The sequence below is a fragment of the Bordetella parapertussis genome, assembly GCF_020735925.1.
Classification (GTDB): Bacteria; Pseudomonadota; Gammaproteobacteria; order Burkholderiales; family Burkholderiaceae_B; genus Bordetella; species Bordetella pertussis.
The window spans coordinates 3,547,600-3,561,404 of sequence record NZ_CP085971.1; the positions used below are offsets into that span (position 1 = coordinate 3,547,600).

The following is a 13,805-nucleotide window of genomic DNA, read 5'->3' on the forward strand; positions in this document are numbered from 1 at the left end:
TCAGGTCAATTCAGCAGCCGCAGGGTTTCTTTCTGCATCGCCGCCGCCGTCTCCTGCTCCGACATGTCATTGGCCAGCATTCTGTTGATGGCGCTCTCGATCTGGCCGGAACTGATCAGATCGCCGGACTTCGGCGTCAGCCCGACCCCGTCGATCCCCGGCATGGTGCCGACCGTATGGCGGCGGATGAAATCGGTGGCGCCGGGAAAGCGCTTGACCGTCTCGTTCGACGCCTGGAACTGGTCGTAGGCCGCCTGGTCGTGGTAGACCGGAAACGAGCTGATGGACGCGGCATCCAGGTAGGCGGCGAACGAGCTGGTGGAGAACAGATGCTCGACGAACGCCTTGGCGTCCTGGCTGTTCTTGCCGTCGGCGATGCACCAGCCGCGCTGGTTCTGGATCGTGCGGTTCACCTTGCCCGGCAAGGCCAGGGCCAGGGTGGAGCCCTCGTCGCGATTGGTGCGCTGGAAGGTTGCCATCGACGAGGGATTGGAGATGGTCATGGCCACCCTGCCCTGCGCCAGCGCGCGCTGGATCTCCGAGAAGCCGAAATTCAACGACCCCGGCGGCGAGTAGGCATACAGCTGCTTGTAGACCTTCAGCGCATCGATGGACGCAGGGGACTCGAAGATGGGGTTGCCCTGCGCGTCGAACGTGCTGCCGCCCATCGAGTACAGAATCATGCCGTAGGCGAAACGCGGCGAGAAATCGGTCTTGCCCGGCATGGCGATGCCGTACTTGCCATTGGCGGGGTCATTCAGCTTCTGCGCCGCGCGGATCACGTCCTCCCAGCTCTCGGGAGCCGCCAGGCCGGCCTTCTTGAAAAGGTCGGCCCGGTACATCAGGTAGGTCGGCGTGCGCGCCACCGGCACGCAGGCCACCGCGCCCCGGTAGCTCCATTGCTTGAGCGCGTCTTCATCGAAGCGGTTTTTCCCCAGACGGTCGATGAGGTCCGACACATCCGCCAGCTTTCCCCCTTTCATCCCGTCAAGCCAGGGCGCCAGCCCATAGGTCGTCCAGATGACATCGGGCAAGCCGCCCGCCGCCGCCGCGGCGGGAATCTTGAGGTAAGCGTCGTTGGGAGACATCTGCACCACGCTGACCTTGACGCCGGGATGCTTGGCCTTGAACGCGGCAGCCTCCGTTTCGAGCCATTTCTTGTAGCCTGGACGGGAGTCCGTCATCCACACGACGATGGAACCATCAGCCATCGCACAGCCGGAATACAGCAGCGACGACACCAACAGTGAAGCAACGCGTTTCATCATGTCCCCTTAGACGATTCTGGTTGAAACAGGTCGACGCCTGTCTATATGAACTTCATGGAAGCCAGCTCGGAAAACGCTGTCCTGGATGAGCTGGCAACGAGCTCATGGGCCGCGATGCCGGCCGACTCGCCCATCTGGATGCACGGTGCGGTAACACGGCAGGAGGCCTGCGCCAGCGGCGTGCTGCTGATCGCGCGGCCGATGACCAGGGCGTTCTGGATGCCCTGCGGCAAACACGACTCGTAGGGTATGCCGTAGTAGCGGTCCCCTTCCAGGGGCTCCCAGTGCGTCTGCGTATTCGAGCCGTGGAACTCGATCGGCCAGGCTGAATAGGCGACCGAGTTGGCCGGCTTGTCCCCGTCGCGCACCATGGCTTCGGTCAGGGGATGGTCATTGACGATGTTGCGCGAGTCCCGCACGCCCACCGACGACCCCAGGTCGACGATCTCGATATTGGCGAAGCCGTCCACCTCCCGCTTCAGCAGCTCGACCAGCCGGAAGGCTTCCTTGCGCGCCTCGGTCTCCACCCGGGACATATCCAGCGCGGCGGCCAGCGCATCATCGGCGGTCGATTCGAAATACACCCTGGTCGCGTTGAAATGCAGCAGCCGCTGGTCGGGATGCACATAGACGGCGACCGCGCTGCGCTTGAACGCCTCCGCCTGGCCGCTGGCATTGTGCTTCTCGATGGCCAGCCTGATTTCCGTGCGCACGTCGCGCACGCGCGGGTCCACGTCGGCCCCGATGACGCGGAACATCGACGATGCCGCCTGCACGGTGCCGTTCTCGCCGCGGCGCAAGGGCGTCGCGCACAGGCCTACCAGGGAGGCGTTGCCGGTCGCGTCGACATACGCGCGCGCCGCAAGGGAGAACGGGCCTTCCACGCCGGCCAGGTGAACGCGCGCGATCCGCTCGCCTTCCATGTCGACCGCGAACAGCCGCGAATGGAAGAAAGCCGTCACGTTGGGCGGCAGGAGTTGATCCAGCAGGTATCGCACCTTGACCGGCTCGTAAGGCAAGGCCGTGACATGGCCGTACGAGTACAGGCCATCGCAAGCCTGCGCCTTGCGCATCGCGTGCACAAACTCGTCGAACAGGCCATGCACGACCTGGGTATGGGCGGTGCCCGTCCACGCGCCGCAAATGCCGCCCAGGGTCACCTGCGTCAGCGTCCCGCCGAGCATCCCGGATGCCTCGACGAGCGCCACGCGCAACCCCCTGCGGGCCGCGCTGATGGCCGCGAAGACGCCGCTGGTACCGCCGCCCACGACGACCAGGTCATAACTGTCCTGTGGAATATCCATATTCCTACTCACGAATCCTCCTTCCGCTTTGCGGATCGAAACACATTGCATGCCTGCCCTCGAAGCGGACGCTGTAACGCTGCGCCCGGTCGAGCCGGTCCGAGCCGAAGGCCTGGACCATCGTCTCGCCGGACTCGCGCTTGAGGGAAACAATGGTCTTTCCGCCGAGATACTCGGAAGAAAGAAACAGGAACTCCCCCTGGGCGTCGGGCGTGATCTCCAGGTGGTCGGGCCTGACCCCAATGAGCAGGTCGCCGTGCGGATCGAGCGGACAACGTCCATCGCCCAGCGTCACGACGGCCTGCGCCGCGGCTTGGGAAAACTGCGCGCTCGCGACACGCATGAAATTGATCCGGGGCGAGCCAAGGAACTCCGCCGCATACGTGGTAGCCGGCTGTTCGTACAGTTCGGCCGGCGCGCCGTCCTGCTCGATGCGCCCTTCCCGCATGAGAATAACCCGCGTGCCCATCGTCATGGCCTCGGTCTGGTCATGGGTCACGTAGACAATGGTGTGGCCGAGGTCGCGGTGCAGGTCGGCGATCTCGCGCCGTGTCGAGGCCCGCAGCTGGGCATCCAGGTTGGAAAGCGGTTCGTCCATCAGGCAGATTTCCCGGCCATCGACAATGGCCCGGGCCAGCGCCACGCGTTGCCGTTGCCCGCCCGACAGCGCGCGCGGCTTCCTGTCGAGCAAGGGCGTCAGCCGGACTTTGCCGGCCGCCCGCTCGGCGGCCTCGCGCATGGTATTGAGGATACGCTTGCGGTTCGGAAACAGCCGGCCGAACAGGGGAAGCGAGTACGCATACTTCCACAGGCTCATCTTTATGGGAAACGAGATGTTCTCCCAGACCTTCAGGTGCGGATACAGCGCGTAGCTTTGAAAGACCATCGCCAGGCGCCGGTCCTTCGGCGGCACGTCCGTCATGACCGCATCGCCGATGCGAACGGCTCCGGATGTGGGTTGCTCGAGGCCGGCGATGATCTTGAGCAGCGTGCTCTTGCCGCACCCCGACTCGCCGAGTATCACCACGAACTCCCCCGGCGCGATCGCCAGGGAAATATCGTCCAGTATGGGCGAGCCGCCATACGACTTCGACACCGAATTCAGCTGGATTGCCGTGCTTGTTGACTTCATAGAGTGGTTCTCATCCTTTGACTGCGCCCGACGTCATCCCGCCCACGAAATACTTCTGGAAGAAGACGAAAAGCAGCAGGATCGGCAGCGTGGTGATGGTCCCCATCGCCATCATCAGGCCGTCGGTCAGTTCATAATCGGACGACAGGTATCCGATCGCCAGCGGCAGCGTTCGCAGGGTTTCCGAATCGAGCAGGATGAGGGCGAAGATGTAATCGTCCCAGGCCAGGATGAACGTCAGCAAGGCCGTGGCGACCACGCCGGGCTTGATCATCGGAGCCAGGATGTAGATCAGCGTCTTCATCCGATCCGCGCCATCGATGGCGGCGGAATGCTCCACCTCCTTGGGCAGTTGCTCGAAATACCCGATCATGACCCAGGTCGCGAACGGTATGGCATAGGTGGAAAGCCCCAGCACATGGCCCATGCGCGTGTTGTAGATGTTCAGCCAGACCGCGATCAGGTAGAACGGCACGACCAGGATGATGATCGGCACCATGTACGCGAACAGCACATAGGCCCGGTAGTACTTGCTGTGGCGGATCTCGAACCGCGAAAAGGCATAACCGGCCAGGATCCCGATCGGCATGGAGAACAGCACCGAAAGCACCGAGTTGACCGCGCTGTTGAAGAAAAACTGGCCGAACGATTTCTCGTACCAGGCCGACTGGATGTTCGCCATGTCGAGCGCGCCGGGCAGGATGCGCAACGGCACCTGGTAGAGCTCGTGTTCCGGCCGGATAGCGGTCAGCACCATCCAGGCGATCGGAACGAACAGCACCGCGCCGACCAGCCACGCCATCGCGGCCGGAAGCGGGAATCGGTTAATTATCCGCATGGCGTCGTCTCATCATGAAAGCGATACACAGGCAGGTCGGCGCGAGGGCGATGACGCCCAGGGCGGAGGCCTTGCCCAACGCGAACTCCCGAAAGGCCAGTTCGTAGATCATCAGCGGCAGGATCCGCGTGCTGTCCGCCGGTCCGCCATTGGTCAGCAAGGCCATCAGGGAATAGTTGTTGGCGATCTGCATCGTGCGGATCACGGCAAGAATGAGCAGCAGGCCCTTGAGATACGGAAGCGTCACGTAGACGAAGCATTGGATCGAATTGCCCCCCCGAGACCCGGGCTGCGTGATAGTCCTCGTCGCTGATGCCCTGCAAGGCCGCGAAGACCATGATCACGACGAACGGAATCCCGCGCCATGCGCTCACGATCAGCGCCGTCGCGAATGCCGTGTCGGGCGAGGACAGGAAGGGAAACCGCGCCAGCCCTTCCAGCCCCGCGCCGCCCGCGATGCCGGAGACCAGGCCGGTCTCCGGTGTCAGCAGCCATTGCCACATGTACGCCACCACCGCGACGGGTATCACCCAGGGCAGGAAGATCGCGCCCCGCAGGAACGCCCTGAACCGGGTGACGCGATCGAGCAGCACCGCGATGATGGTGCCCAGCGCCAGCTGTGGAATGACCGACAGCACGATCCACAGGAAAGTGATCCTGAGCGATCGCCAGAACTGCTCGCTGGCCAGCAGATCGCCGTAGTTCTGCAAGCCGATGAACTTCGCGCTCGACTCGCCCAGCCTCAGGTCGAAGAACGAGAACGCAATGGTGGCAAGCAACGGGACGATCACCAGCGCCGTCAGGACCAGCAGCGCGGGGCTGAGCAGCAGCATTCCCAGCCGGTTCTCTTTCATGGCGCGCCATTGATCAGTGTCGAGATTTCGCTTGCCAGCGGGTTGCCGGTTTCGTCGCGCAGGCGCGCCACGATGCCGTCGACCGCCTCGGGCGGCAGCAAGCCCCGCGCGCCGTCGGCCAGCTTGGTGGCATGGTCGAAAGGACGGTCGTAGCCGCCGAGCATCTGCTCGACGGTCCGGGTAGCCGTGCGCCCGTCCCGGCCATGGACGGTCACCGTCGCGCCGTACTTGAAGTCCTGGAACTGCGCCTTCTGGAGCCGCTCGCTGGGAACCAGGCTGATCTTGCCGTAGAGGGCCTTGACCCGCGCGTCGGTGGCGTTTTCGACCAGGTATTGCTCGTGGATGAGATCGCCATGGACATAGGCGGCGGCCACGCAGAATTTCGTGTCGAAACACAGGCCCACGTGCGTCAGCAGCCCCTGCTCGTAAGCGTCCAGGACGCCGGGTTCGAAGTCGTCGTAGCGGCCGCCCACATACAGCATGGCCGTGCTGCATTCGACCACGATCCGCTCCACGTCCTCGGGCGCGATCTCTTCGCGGATGGACATGGCGCACTCGGCCGCGGGCAGGTTGTACGCGCAACCCGCGTGCTTCTTGGTCGACAGTGTTTCGGTGTACCACTTGACGCCGATATCCCGCGTCAGCTCCTTGAAATCGATCGACTCGGACACCGTGGCGAGATAGCCCGCCGGGTGTTCCACGATGTCGCCGCGGCCCACGATATCCTGCCGGGCCATGTTGGCCGAGGCGATGGCCCACATCGCGGGCAGGCCATTGACCAGCAGCTTGGAATCGGTCGTCCAGCCCACCGGACAGTTTTCCATCGCCATGTAGCAGCTATGGCCCAAGGCATAGCCCAGCTGCCGCCTGTCCAGCCCCAGCAACCGGCCGGCCACCAGCGGCAACTCGATCTGATGGTTGGGCAGGCCGTTGCCGAGGTAAGCGCCGCGCTGGATCGCCCGCGACGTACGGCCCGCGATTTCATTGCCGATCGTCACGGCCACGATCACGTCGTTGAGCCGCAGGCCGCGCTCTTCGGCAAGCGCCCATGCCACCGGCACGACGGCGGCGCCGACGTGGCTGATGAGCACCCAGTCTTCCCAGTCCAGGAGCTGCGCCAGGCCCGAGTTGTACAGCGCCGCCGAAGCGGCGGACATGCCCGTGCCCGCGCCGAAGGCCGAACTTTCGCCGCGGCCGAACGTCGCCAGGATGGATTGCTCGAAGGACTTCGCGACCGGCAATTGCGCGCCGCCCAGTATCGAGCCGACCGTGGCGATGATCTGTTCCCGCACGATGGACCTCACGTGGACGGGAATATCCTCGTAGCGCAGGTCATGGGCGAAATCGATGAGGGGAGCCGAGCTGGTCATTGTTTTTCCTCGAGCAGGACGGCCTGCAGCAACATGGAGAAATGCATGATGTAGCGACGTTCGTGCTTCAGGAAGCCGCACTTCCCGGCCAGCACCTTGCTCATGATGGAACGCTCGCCGCTGAGCACCGTATCCCAGTCGGGCGCGCCGAGCTGGATCGTGCAATGGGGCCGATGCGCGTGCTCGCGCACGACCATGGACGGCTCCACGCACAGGTACACGGACTCTTCGCCGCGCTTGAGCTGATAGACCGTGCCCAGTACTGCTTCCAGCCTTGGCGTCAGGTATTTACGTCCGCTGCGCTGCAAGGCACTGCGGATTCTTTCTATGTCTTCGAAGAACATGGCGCGTTTCCCGTGGCAAAAGATGGCCGGAGTATTGGGGACAACGCGGCACGGCACAATTGTGCGCGGCGAGAGTTTCGCAGTTTCTGGGAATTTCCATGAAACCGCGGTTACTCCCCTATGGGACCGGCCTCGCCATCCTGCTAGGCTTGTCTGTTTTGCCGCGCGCGCCGCGGCCCGCGGCGCGCGCGCGCCGGCGCTGCTGCTTTCCCACCCATGCCGCACATTCATGCCGACGCCCTCCGCGCGCGTGGCGCATCCCGTCGCGCCGGATGCTTGCACTGTTCATGACCCCACCGCGAACGCCGGCTGACGCCCTCGCCGCGGCGGTATTCCCATCGCTTTCTGGATAACCCTCAGTGTTGCGGCGAGTTTATTTGGTAAGATGAAAACGCGCAATTGGTAATACAACTTTTGAGGATCCGATGATGGAAAGACGCAGGTTGTTATTGGGCGGCCTAGCCGCGGGTATTGCGGCGCCGCTGTTGGCCCGACGCGCGATGGCCAGCCCCCGCAAATATCCGGGCAAGCCCATCCGCATGATCATTCCCTTTCCCGCAGCCGGCGTGACCGACATTTCGGCGCGCCTGCTGGCGGCGGCGATGGCCGAGGAACTCGGGCAGACCATCATTCCCGAGAACAAGCCGGGCGCGGCGGGCAATATCGCTGCCAAATACGTGGCCGATGCCGCGCCGGATGGCTACACGATTCTTTTCAACAACTCCGCCACGCACGGCATCAACCCCACCCTGTTCAAGAGCATCAACTTCGATGCCGAACGCGACTTCACGCCCATCCTGTACTGTTCCTCCTAGCCGAACCTGTTCGTGGCGAACAAGAACTTCCCGGGCGACACGATTGCCGATTTCGTCGACATCGCCAGGCAGCAAGGCCCCGCGGTCATGATGGCGCTGGGCAGCCTGGGCAGCAGCCAGCACATGGCCGCCGAATTGCTGCGCCACGTCACGGCCACCCAATTCACCACCGTCCCGTACCGCGGCGGCGCGCTGGCCTTGCAGGATCTGATCGGCGGCACCGTGCAGACGCTGTGCGACGGTTATCCGTCGTCCATCCAGCACATCCGCCGCGGCACCATCAAGGCGCTGGGCGTCACTTCCCCGGAACGCATACCGAGCGCGCCCGACATCCCCGCCGTGGCGGAAACCCTCCCGGGCTACAGTGCCTACGGCTGGTTCGGGCTGGTAGGCCCCGCGGGCATGGACGCGGACGTGGTCGCCGTGCTGAACCAGGCCGGCAACAAGGCGCTGCAGGATCCCGAACTGCGCTCCCGTTATGCTGAGGTCGGTGCTACCTTGCACGGCGGCCCCCCGGAAGTGTTCAAGCAGCACATCCAGGACGAAATCAAACGCTGGCGGGAGATCATCATCGCGACCAACGCCAAGCCCGAATAACAAAGGATTCCCACTTGAGCTCGACGAAACGACCTGCCTCCCGCGCTGACGAAATCACCCAGGAACTGGTGCGGATGATTCAACTGGCCGACGCCCGTCGAATCGCGAAACTGCCGACCGAAATGGAGCTGGCCGCCCAGCTGGGTATCAGCCGTCCGGTGATACGCGAGAGTCTTTCGAGACTGGAATCGCTCAACATGGTGACGCGCCGCCAGGGTTCCGGCCTGTACATCGTTGCGCCGGAAAAGCGCAGCCCCGAAGCGCTGGTGCTGCTGGAGCAATCGGCGCCGCTGTCGCCACGCTCCATCGCCGAAGCGATGTCGGTGCGCGCGATCCTGGAACTGGAAACCGGCCGCCTGGCCGCGCTCAACCACCGGCAAGTGGACCTGGACCGGATGGCGGCCGAAATCGAGCGGCTGGCGGCCACCGGCGCGCGGGGCCTGGAGGCCGCCGAGGCCGACGAGGCGTTCCACCGGGCGCTGTCGGACGCGGCCGGCAACGTCACCCTGAGCCAGGTGCTGGATCTGTTCCTGCGCCTGTCATGGCGCCGGCGCGTCGAGTATTTCTCGCAGCCCAAGCTGGGTAAACAATCAATCATCGAGCACCAGGAGATCCTCAACGCCGTGGCGTCAGGCGACCCGGATGCCGTCAGCACGGCCATCCGGACCCACCTGAACAGCGCGGAACGCTTCTGGGACTCGAAATACGTAAAGAAGAAATCATGATACTGACGGACGAACAACAAGGTCTGTTGAACGGCGACGCCGGCGACGTCGTTGCGAAGTACTTCACCTGGCTGGTCGAATGGGGCCGCTTGATGGGCGCGCAACGACTGGTCAAGGTCGACAGCGTGCACACTTCCGGTATCACCGCGCAAGGCAGGGTCGCCGGCGCGGTAAGCCCCGAAGCCCGCAAGAAAACCCTCGAACAAGTCATCGAGTTCACCAGCGTCCGCATGCGGGCGCCGACTGCCACCCACGTGGCGCGCGTATGCGTGGAGGACGACAAGGGCGGCGGCCTGTCGGCGGAGGACCAGGCATTCCAGAAGCTGGTGATAGACCGGGCGCGCGACGCGGGCATCCAGCTGACCTGGACCTGCGCGCCGTACATCGCGGGCATACTGCCCAGCAAGAACCAGATCTGCGCCTGGACCGAGTCCTCGGCGGTCGTCTACATCAATGCCATGGTCGGAGCCCGATCCACCCGCAACGGCACCGAAAGCGCCATCGCGGCGGCCATGTCCGGCTGGTTCCCCGAGTTCGGCGTGCTGCTGGAAGAAAACCGCCAGGCCGATCTCATCGTGGAAGTCGAGGCCGCCCCTTCCGAGGAACTGTGCGACTGGGGCTTCCTGGGCTATTTCGCCGGCGAAGTATCGGGCCTGCGAACCCCGGTCCTCGATCAGCTGCGCGCGCCGTCCCTGGAAGAAGCCAAGCAATTGTCCGCCGCGGTGGCCACCGGCGGCGGCTGCACCATGTTCCATATCGCCGGCGTCACCCCCGAGGCCCCCACGCTGGACGCCGTGGCCAGGCGCCCGCTGTCGCGCATCCACTACAGGGCGGCGGACCGCACGCGCATCGCTGCCAAACTGAACACCCTGACGAGCGAACGGATCGATTACGTCGTGCTGGGCTGTCCGCACGCCACCTTGCACGAGATCCAGGTCATCGCCAGCCAGCTGGAGGGCCGCCGCGTCTGCCCGAGCGTGCGCCTGGAAGTCTGGACGGCCTGGGCAGTGCGCGCGGTCGCGCAGCGCATGGGGCTGGTCGATGTGATCGAACGGGCCGGCGGCAAGGTGCTGACCGACTCGTGTCCCTCGATCACCCGCTCCGGCCATGGCCGCCGCATGGTCACCAATGCGGTCAAGCAAGGCAACTATCTACAGGGAATGACCGGCCACGAGGTCGCCGTCGGCAAACTGACCGACTTGGTTTCCGCGGCGCTGACCGGCACTTGGCAAGGACTTTGACATGCTCACTATCGATACGGCGTCCCGCACTTTTCACTGCAAGACCTGGGTGACGGGCCAGACACAGGGCAAGGCGGTCATCGCTCGCGAACGGATCTCGTTCTGGGGCGGCTTCGACCCGCAGACCGGCAGGATCGTGGACCCCTATTCCTCCCTGCGCGGACGCGACATCTCCGATTGCGTCCTGATCCTGCTGTCCTCGAAAGGCTCGTCCGGAACATCGGGCATGCTCTCGCTGGCGACGCGCGCCGGCCACGCGCCCGCGGCGATGATCCAGGTAGAGATGGACCCCGTGACCGTCATGGGCTGTCTCGTCAACAACATTCCCTTGCTGCAGGCGACCGGATTCGATCCGTTCGAGCAGATCCAGGACGGAGACCTGGTGCGGATAGACGGCGAGAACGGTACGATCACCCTCGCCCCCGGGCAAGCCTGATACCGTCCCCTCCACCAAAGGTACCCCTATGTCCCAACCCTATCTGCAGGTCATCGCGCACTATCACGCCCAGCCAGGCGCCCAGGAGCAAGTCGGTGCGCTGCTTGCCCGGCTGGCGGAACACACCCGCACCGAACCGGCGAATCTGTATTACGAGTACTTCCAGTCGGGAAGCGATCCGTGCCACTTCGTCATCCTGGAAAAGTATCGCGACATGCACGGCCTGGATGAGCATCGCCAGACCGCGCATTTCCAGGCAATCGGCATCGGCCAGATCATTCCCCTGCTGGCCAGGCGCGAGGTCGAAAGCCACATGGTCACCCCGGACAGCTGACGCCGCCCGGGGTCCGCGCGCACCGCCGCAACGGCGGCGTGCGCGGCGCCGGCAGCGTCAGAACGCCTCTTCGTAGAGTCGCGTGGCGTCGGCCAGCGTGACATCGCGCGGATTGTTCCCCAACAGGCGCTGTTGCTGCAGGGCCAGCCCGGCCAGCGCCGGGATGTCCGCCGCCGTGACGCCGACCTGCGCCAGCCGCGTCGGCAGTTCCAGCGCCCCCGCCACCTCGGCCATCGCCTGCACGAACGCGGCGGCCTTTTCCGCCACGCCGTCGGCATACCCCGGCAGGATCACGTCCGCCAGCTCCGCGTACTGGGTCTCGCAACGCAGCGAATTGAACCGCAGCACCGGCCCCAGCACCAGGGAGTTGGACAGCCCGTGCGGCACATGGAATGCGCTGCCCAACGGATAGGCCAGCGCATGCACGGCGCCCACCGGCGCATTGGCGAACGCCTGGCCCGCCAGCATCGCGCCCAGCAGCATGTCCTGCCGCGCCGCCAGGTCGCCGCCGTCGCGGCAGGCGAGCGGCAACGCGCGAAACAGCAACCGCAACGCTTCGCGCGCCAGGGCGTCGGAAATGGGATTCTTGAGCACCCGGCTGGTATATGCCTCGGTCGCGTGCACCATGGCGTCGATACCGGTGGCCGCGGTGATGGCCGGCGGCAGGCCCAGCGTCAAGGTGGCGTCCAGGACGGCCAGGTCGGCATACAGCACAGGCGAGATGACGCCGGCCTTGGCGCCATCGCCGGTCGTCACGACGGCGATCGGCGTGGCCTCCGAGCCGGTGCCCGCCGTGGTCGGCACCTGCACCAGCGGCAAGCGCGGCCCCGCGACCAGGCCTATGCCATAGGCTTGGCGCAAGTCCTGCGTCGTCCCGGCGAATGCGGCAGCCAGCTTGGCCACATCCATCGAAGAACCGCCACCAAAGCCCACGATCACCTGGGCCCGGGCATCGCGCGCCGCAATGATGGCGCGCTCGACCACCGACTCCGGCGGATCCGCGACCACCTCATCGAACATGGCCACCGTATGGCCCGCGCTGGCCAGCGCGTCGCGCAGCCGGCCCGCCAGGCCCAGTGAAACCAGCGCGCCATCCGTCACCAGCAGGACGCGGCTGGCGCCCCATCGGGCCGCCAGCGTCTCTCCCAGGGCGTCGCTGGCGCCAGCGCCGACCAGCGTCCTCGCATGCGTACAGAACTCAAACATCGCCACCTCGCTCAGAACAGGCTGAAGTCCGCGCGCCGACGCACGGCATCCGCCCGCGCGGCGCGACTCGGAAAACCAGCTTAGCAGGCTGCGGGATCGCGCAGGCAGGCAGGCGCGGCGGTTTCCCAATTGTCGGGAAACCGCGTCGCGGCAAGCGGATATCGAAGGCGGGAAGATGGCCGCGCGCAACAACCAGGCGCACCGCATGAAAAAGGCCAGCAAGAAAAAAGCCGCTTCCATGAGCGGCTTTTTTCTTGCTGGCCTTGTTGCTGACCTTGCTTGCTGAATCTGGTTGGTGGGTCGTGCGCGACTCGAACGCGCGACCAACGGATTAAAAGTCCGCTGCTCTACCAACTGAGCTAACGACCCGACCGAAGCCAGGAATTATGACGGATTTCCAGCCCTGTGTCAAAATCGGCCGGGTGCAAAAGCCAAGCCGCCCGAGGGCGGATTGGCGGGATGCGGGCCCGGCCACCGCCGGACGCGTACTGCCGAGGCTTACCAGGCGGCGACCACGGCGCCCTTGTACTTGCCGAGGATGAACTCCTTGACCGGCGCGCTCTGGTAGATGGAAACCAGCTTGCGCAGGTCGGCGCGGTCCTTGTCCTGCTCGCGCACCACCAGAACGTTGGCATAGGGCGATTCGGCCGATTCGCGCACCAGCGCATCCTTGCTCGGATCCAGGCCGGCTTCCAGCGCGAAATTGGTGTTCACGGCGGAAGCGTCGGTGTCGTCCAGCGAGCGCGGCAGTTGGGCGGCGTCCAGTTCGATGAAGCGCAGCTTGCGCGGATTCTCCACCACATCGATCGGCGTGGCCTTCAGTCCGGCCTCCGGACGCAACTTGATCAGGCCATGCTCCTGCAAGAGCAGCAAGGCGCGCCCGCCGTTGGTGGGATCGTTGGGGATGCCGATGCGCGCGCCGTCCTTCAGCTCGTTCAGGTTCTTGACCTTCTTGCTGTAGACGCCGATGGGGAAGATCACGGTCTTGGCGATGCTGACCAGCTTGTAGCCGCGGTCGGCATTGGCGTTGTCCAGGTACGGCTGGTGCTGGTAGCTGTTGGCGTCGAGGTCGCCGGACGCCAGCGCCACGTTGGGCTGCACGTAGTCCGAGAACTCGATGACCTGGATATTCAGGCCCTGCTTGGCGGCCTCCTGCTTGACCACCTCGAAGATCTGCGCGTGCGGGCCGGCGGTCACGCCGATCTTCAGCGGCTTGTCCTGCGCCAGCGCAGGCTGCGCAAACACGGCGGCGCCCAGGGCAAACGCGGCGAGAGTTTTCAGGAACTTGGTGCTCATGTTGCGATATTCCCAGATACGGAGTGATGAAAAGAATCGTGCGGG

12 protein-coding genes, 1 tRNA gene and 2 pseudogenes are annotated in these 13,805 nt (G+C 64.8%); 5 read left to right on the forward strand and 10 right to left on the reverse strand.

Annotated elements, in window-relative coordinates; all coding sequences use genetic code 11:
- Window positions 1–5: 5 nt before the first annotated feature.
- The 7 genes and pseudogenes from LK409_RS16715 to LK409_RS16745 all read right to left on the reverse strand — a co-directional run bounded on the left by LK409_RS16715 (window position 6) and on the right by LK409_RS16745 (window position 7,167).
- Window positions 6–1,268 carry an ABC transporter substrate-binding protein gene (locus LK409_RS16715; protein ID WP_010929209.1) on the reverse strand — a complete coding sequence of 421 codons (1,263 nt, stop codon included), beginning with the start codon at window positions 1,266–1,268 and terminating at the stop codon, window positions 6–8.
- A gap of 41 nt (window positions 1,269–1,309) precedes the next feature.
- Window positions 1,310–2,572 (reverse strand): FAD-dependent oxidoreductase, encoded by a 1,263-nt coding sequence (locus LK409_RS16720; RefSeq protein ID WP_059565524.1) that lies wholly within the window; start codon window positions 2,570–2,572, stop codon window positions 1,310–1,312.
- 4 nt (window positions 2,573–2,576) lie between these two features.
- Window positions 2,577–3,704, reverse strand: coding sequence for an ABC transporter ATP-binding protein (locus LK409_RS16725; protein WP_010929211.1), 1,128 nt, complete (start codon window positions 3,702–3,704; stop codon window positions 2,577–2,579).
- Between the two features lie 10 nt (window positions 3,705–3,714).
- Window positions 3,715–4,542 (reverse strand): carbohydrate ABC transporter permease, encoded by an 828-nt coding sequence (locus LK409_RS16730; protein ID WP_003814524.1) that lies wholly within the window; start codon window positions 4,540–4,542, stop codon window positions 3,715–3,717.
- A pseudogene (locus tag LK409_RS16735) lies at window positions 4,529–5,396 on the reverse strand (carbohydrate ABC transporter permease). Before LK409_RS16735 ends, LK409_RS16730 begins: the two are co-directional and overlap by 14 nt.
- Complete coding sequence (locus LK409_RS16740; RefSeq protein ID WP_010929212.1) at window positions 5,393–6,766, reverse strand: MmgE/PrpD family protein; 1,374 nt, start codon at window positions 6,764–6,766, stop codon at window positions 5,393–5,395. Before LK409_RS16740 ends, LK409_RS16735 begins: the two are co-directional and overlap by 4 nt.
- Complete coding sequence (locus LK409_RS16745; protein ID WP_010927063.1) at window positions 6,763–7,167, reverse strand: hypothetical protein; 405 nt, start codon at window positions 7,165–7,167, stop codon at window positions 6,763–6,765. The genes LK409_RS16740 and LK409_RS16745 overlap by 4 nt, the downstream gene beginning before the upstream one ends.
- Window positions 7,168–7,610: 443 nt before the next feature.
- On the opposite strand from LK409_RS16745, the pseudogene LK409_RS16750 reads away from it, so the two are divergent.
- The 5 genes and pseudogenes from LK409_RS16750 to LK409_RS16770 all read left to right on the forward strand — a co-directional run bounded on the left by LK409_RS16750 (window position 7,611) and on the right by LK409_RS16770 (window position 11,258).
- A pseudogene (locus tag LK409_RS16750) lies at window positions 7,611–8,522 on the forward strand (Bug family tripartite tricarboxylate transporter substrate binding protein).
- A gap of 14 nt (window positions 8,523–8,536) precedes the next feature.
- Window positions 8,537–9,247 (forward strand): FadR/GntR family transcriptional regulator, encoded by a 711-nt coding sequence (locus tag LK409_RS16755; RefSeq protein ID WP_010927064.1) that lies wholly within the window; start codon window positions 8,537–8,539, stop codon window positions 9,245–9,247.
- Window positions 9,244–10,488: an aconitase X gene (locus LK409_RS16760; protein ID WP_010929213.1), complete on the forward strand. Its 1,245-nt coding sequence runs from the start codon at window positions 9,244–9,246 to the stop codon at window positions 10,486–10,488. Before LK409_RS16755 ends, LK409_RS16760 begins: the two co-directional genes overlap by 4 nt.
- A 1-nt stretch (window position 10,489) precedes the next feature.
- Window positions 10,490–10,924 carry an aconitase X swivel domain-containing protein gene (locus tag LK409_RS16765; protein ID WP_003814534.1) on the forward strand — a complete coding sequence of 145 codons (435 nt, stop codon included), beginning with the start codon at window positions 10,490–10,492 and terminating at the stop codon, window positions 10,922–10,924.
- A 28-nt stretch (window positions 10,925–10,952) separates the two neighbouring features.
- Window positions 10,953–11,258, forward strand: coding sequence for a putative quinol monooxygenase (locus LK409_RS16770; RefSeq protein ID WP_003814535.1), 306 nt, complete (start codon window positions 10,953–10,955; stop codon window positions 11,256–11,258).
- A 57-nt stretch (window positions 11,259–11,315) separates the two neighbouring features.
- Here LK409_RS16770 and LK409_RS16775 read toward each other — a convergent pair whose 3' ends face one another.
- The 3 genes from LK409_RS16775 to LK409_RS16785 all read right to left on the reverse strand — a co-directional run bounded on the left by LK409_RS16775 (window position 11,316) and on the right by LK409_RS16785 (window position 13,760).
- Window positions 11,316–12,470: an iron-containing alcohol dehydrogenase gene (locus LK409_RS16775; protein WP_169507378.1), complete on the reverse strand. Its 1,155-nt coding sequence runs from the start codon at window positions 12,468–12,470 to the stop codon at window positions 11,316–11,318.
- Window positions 12,471–12,757: 287 nt separating this feature from the next.
- Window positions 12,758–12,833: transfer RNA gene (locus tag LK409_RS16780), tRNA-Lys, on the reverse strand.
- Window positions 12,834–12,962: 129 nt separating this feature from the next.
- The gene (locus tag LK409_RS16785; RefSeq protein WP_003814540.1) at window positions 12,963–13,760 is read right to left on the reverse strand and encodes a MetQ/NlpA family ABC transporter substrate-binding protein; all 798 of its coding nucleotides are present in this window, start codon (window positions 13,758–13,760) and stop codon (window positions 12,963–12,965) included.
- Between the last annotated feature and the right edge of the window lie 45 nt (window positions 13,761–13,805).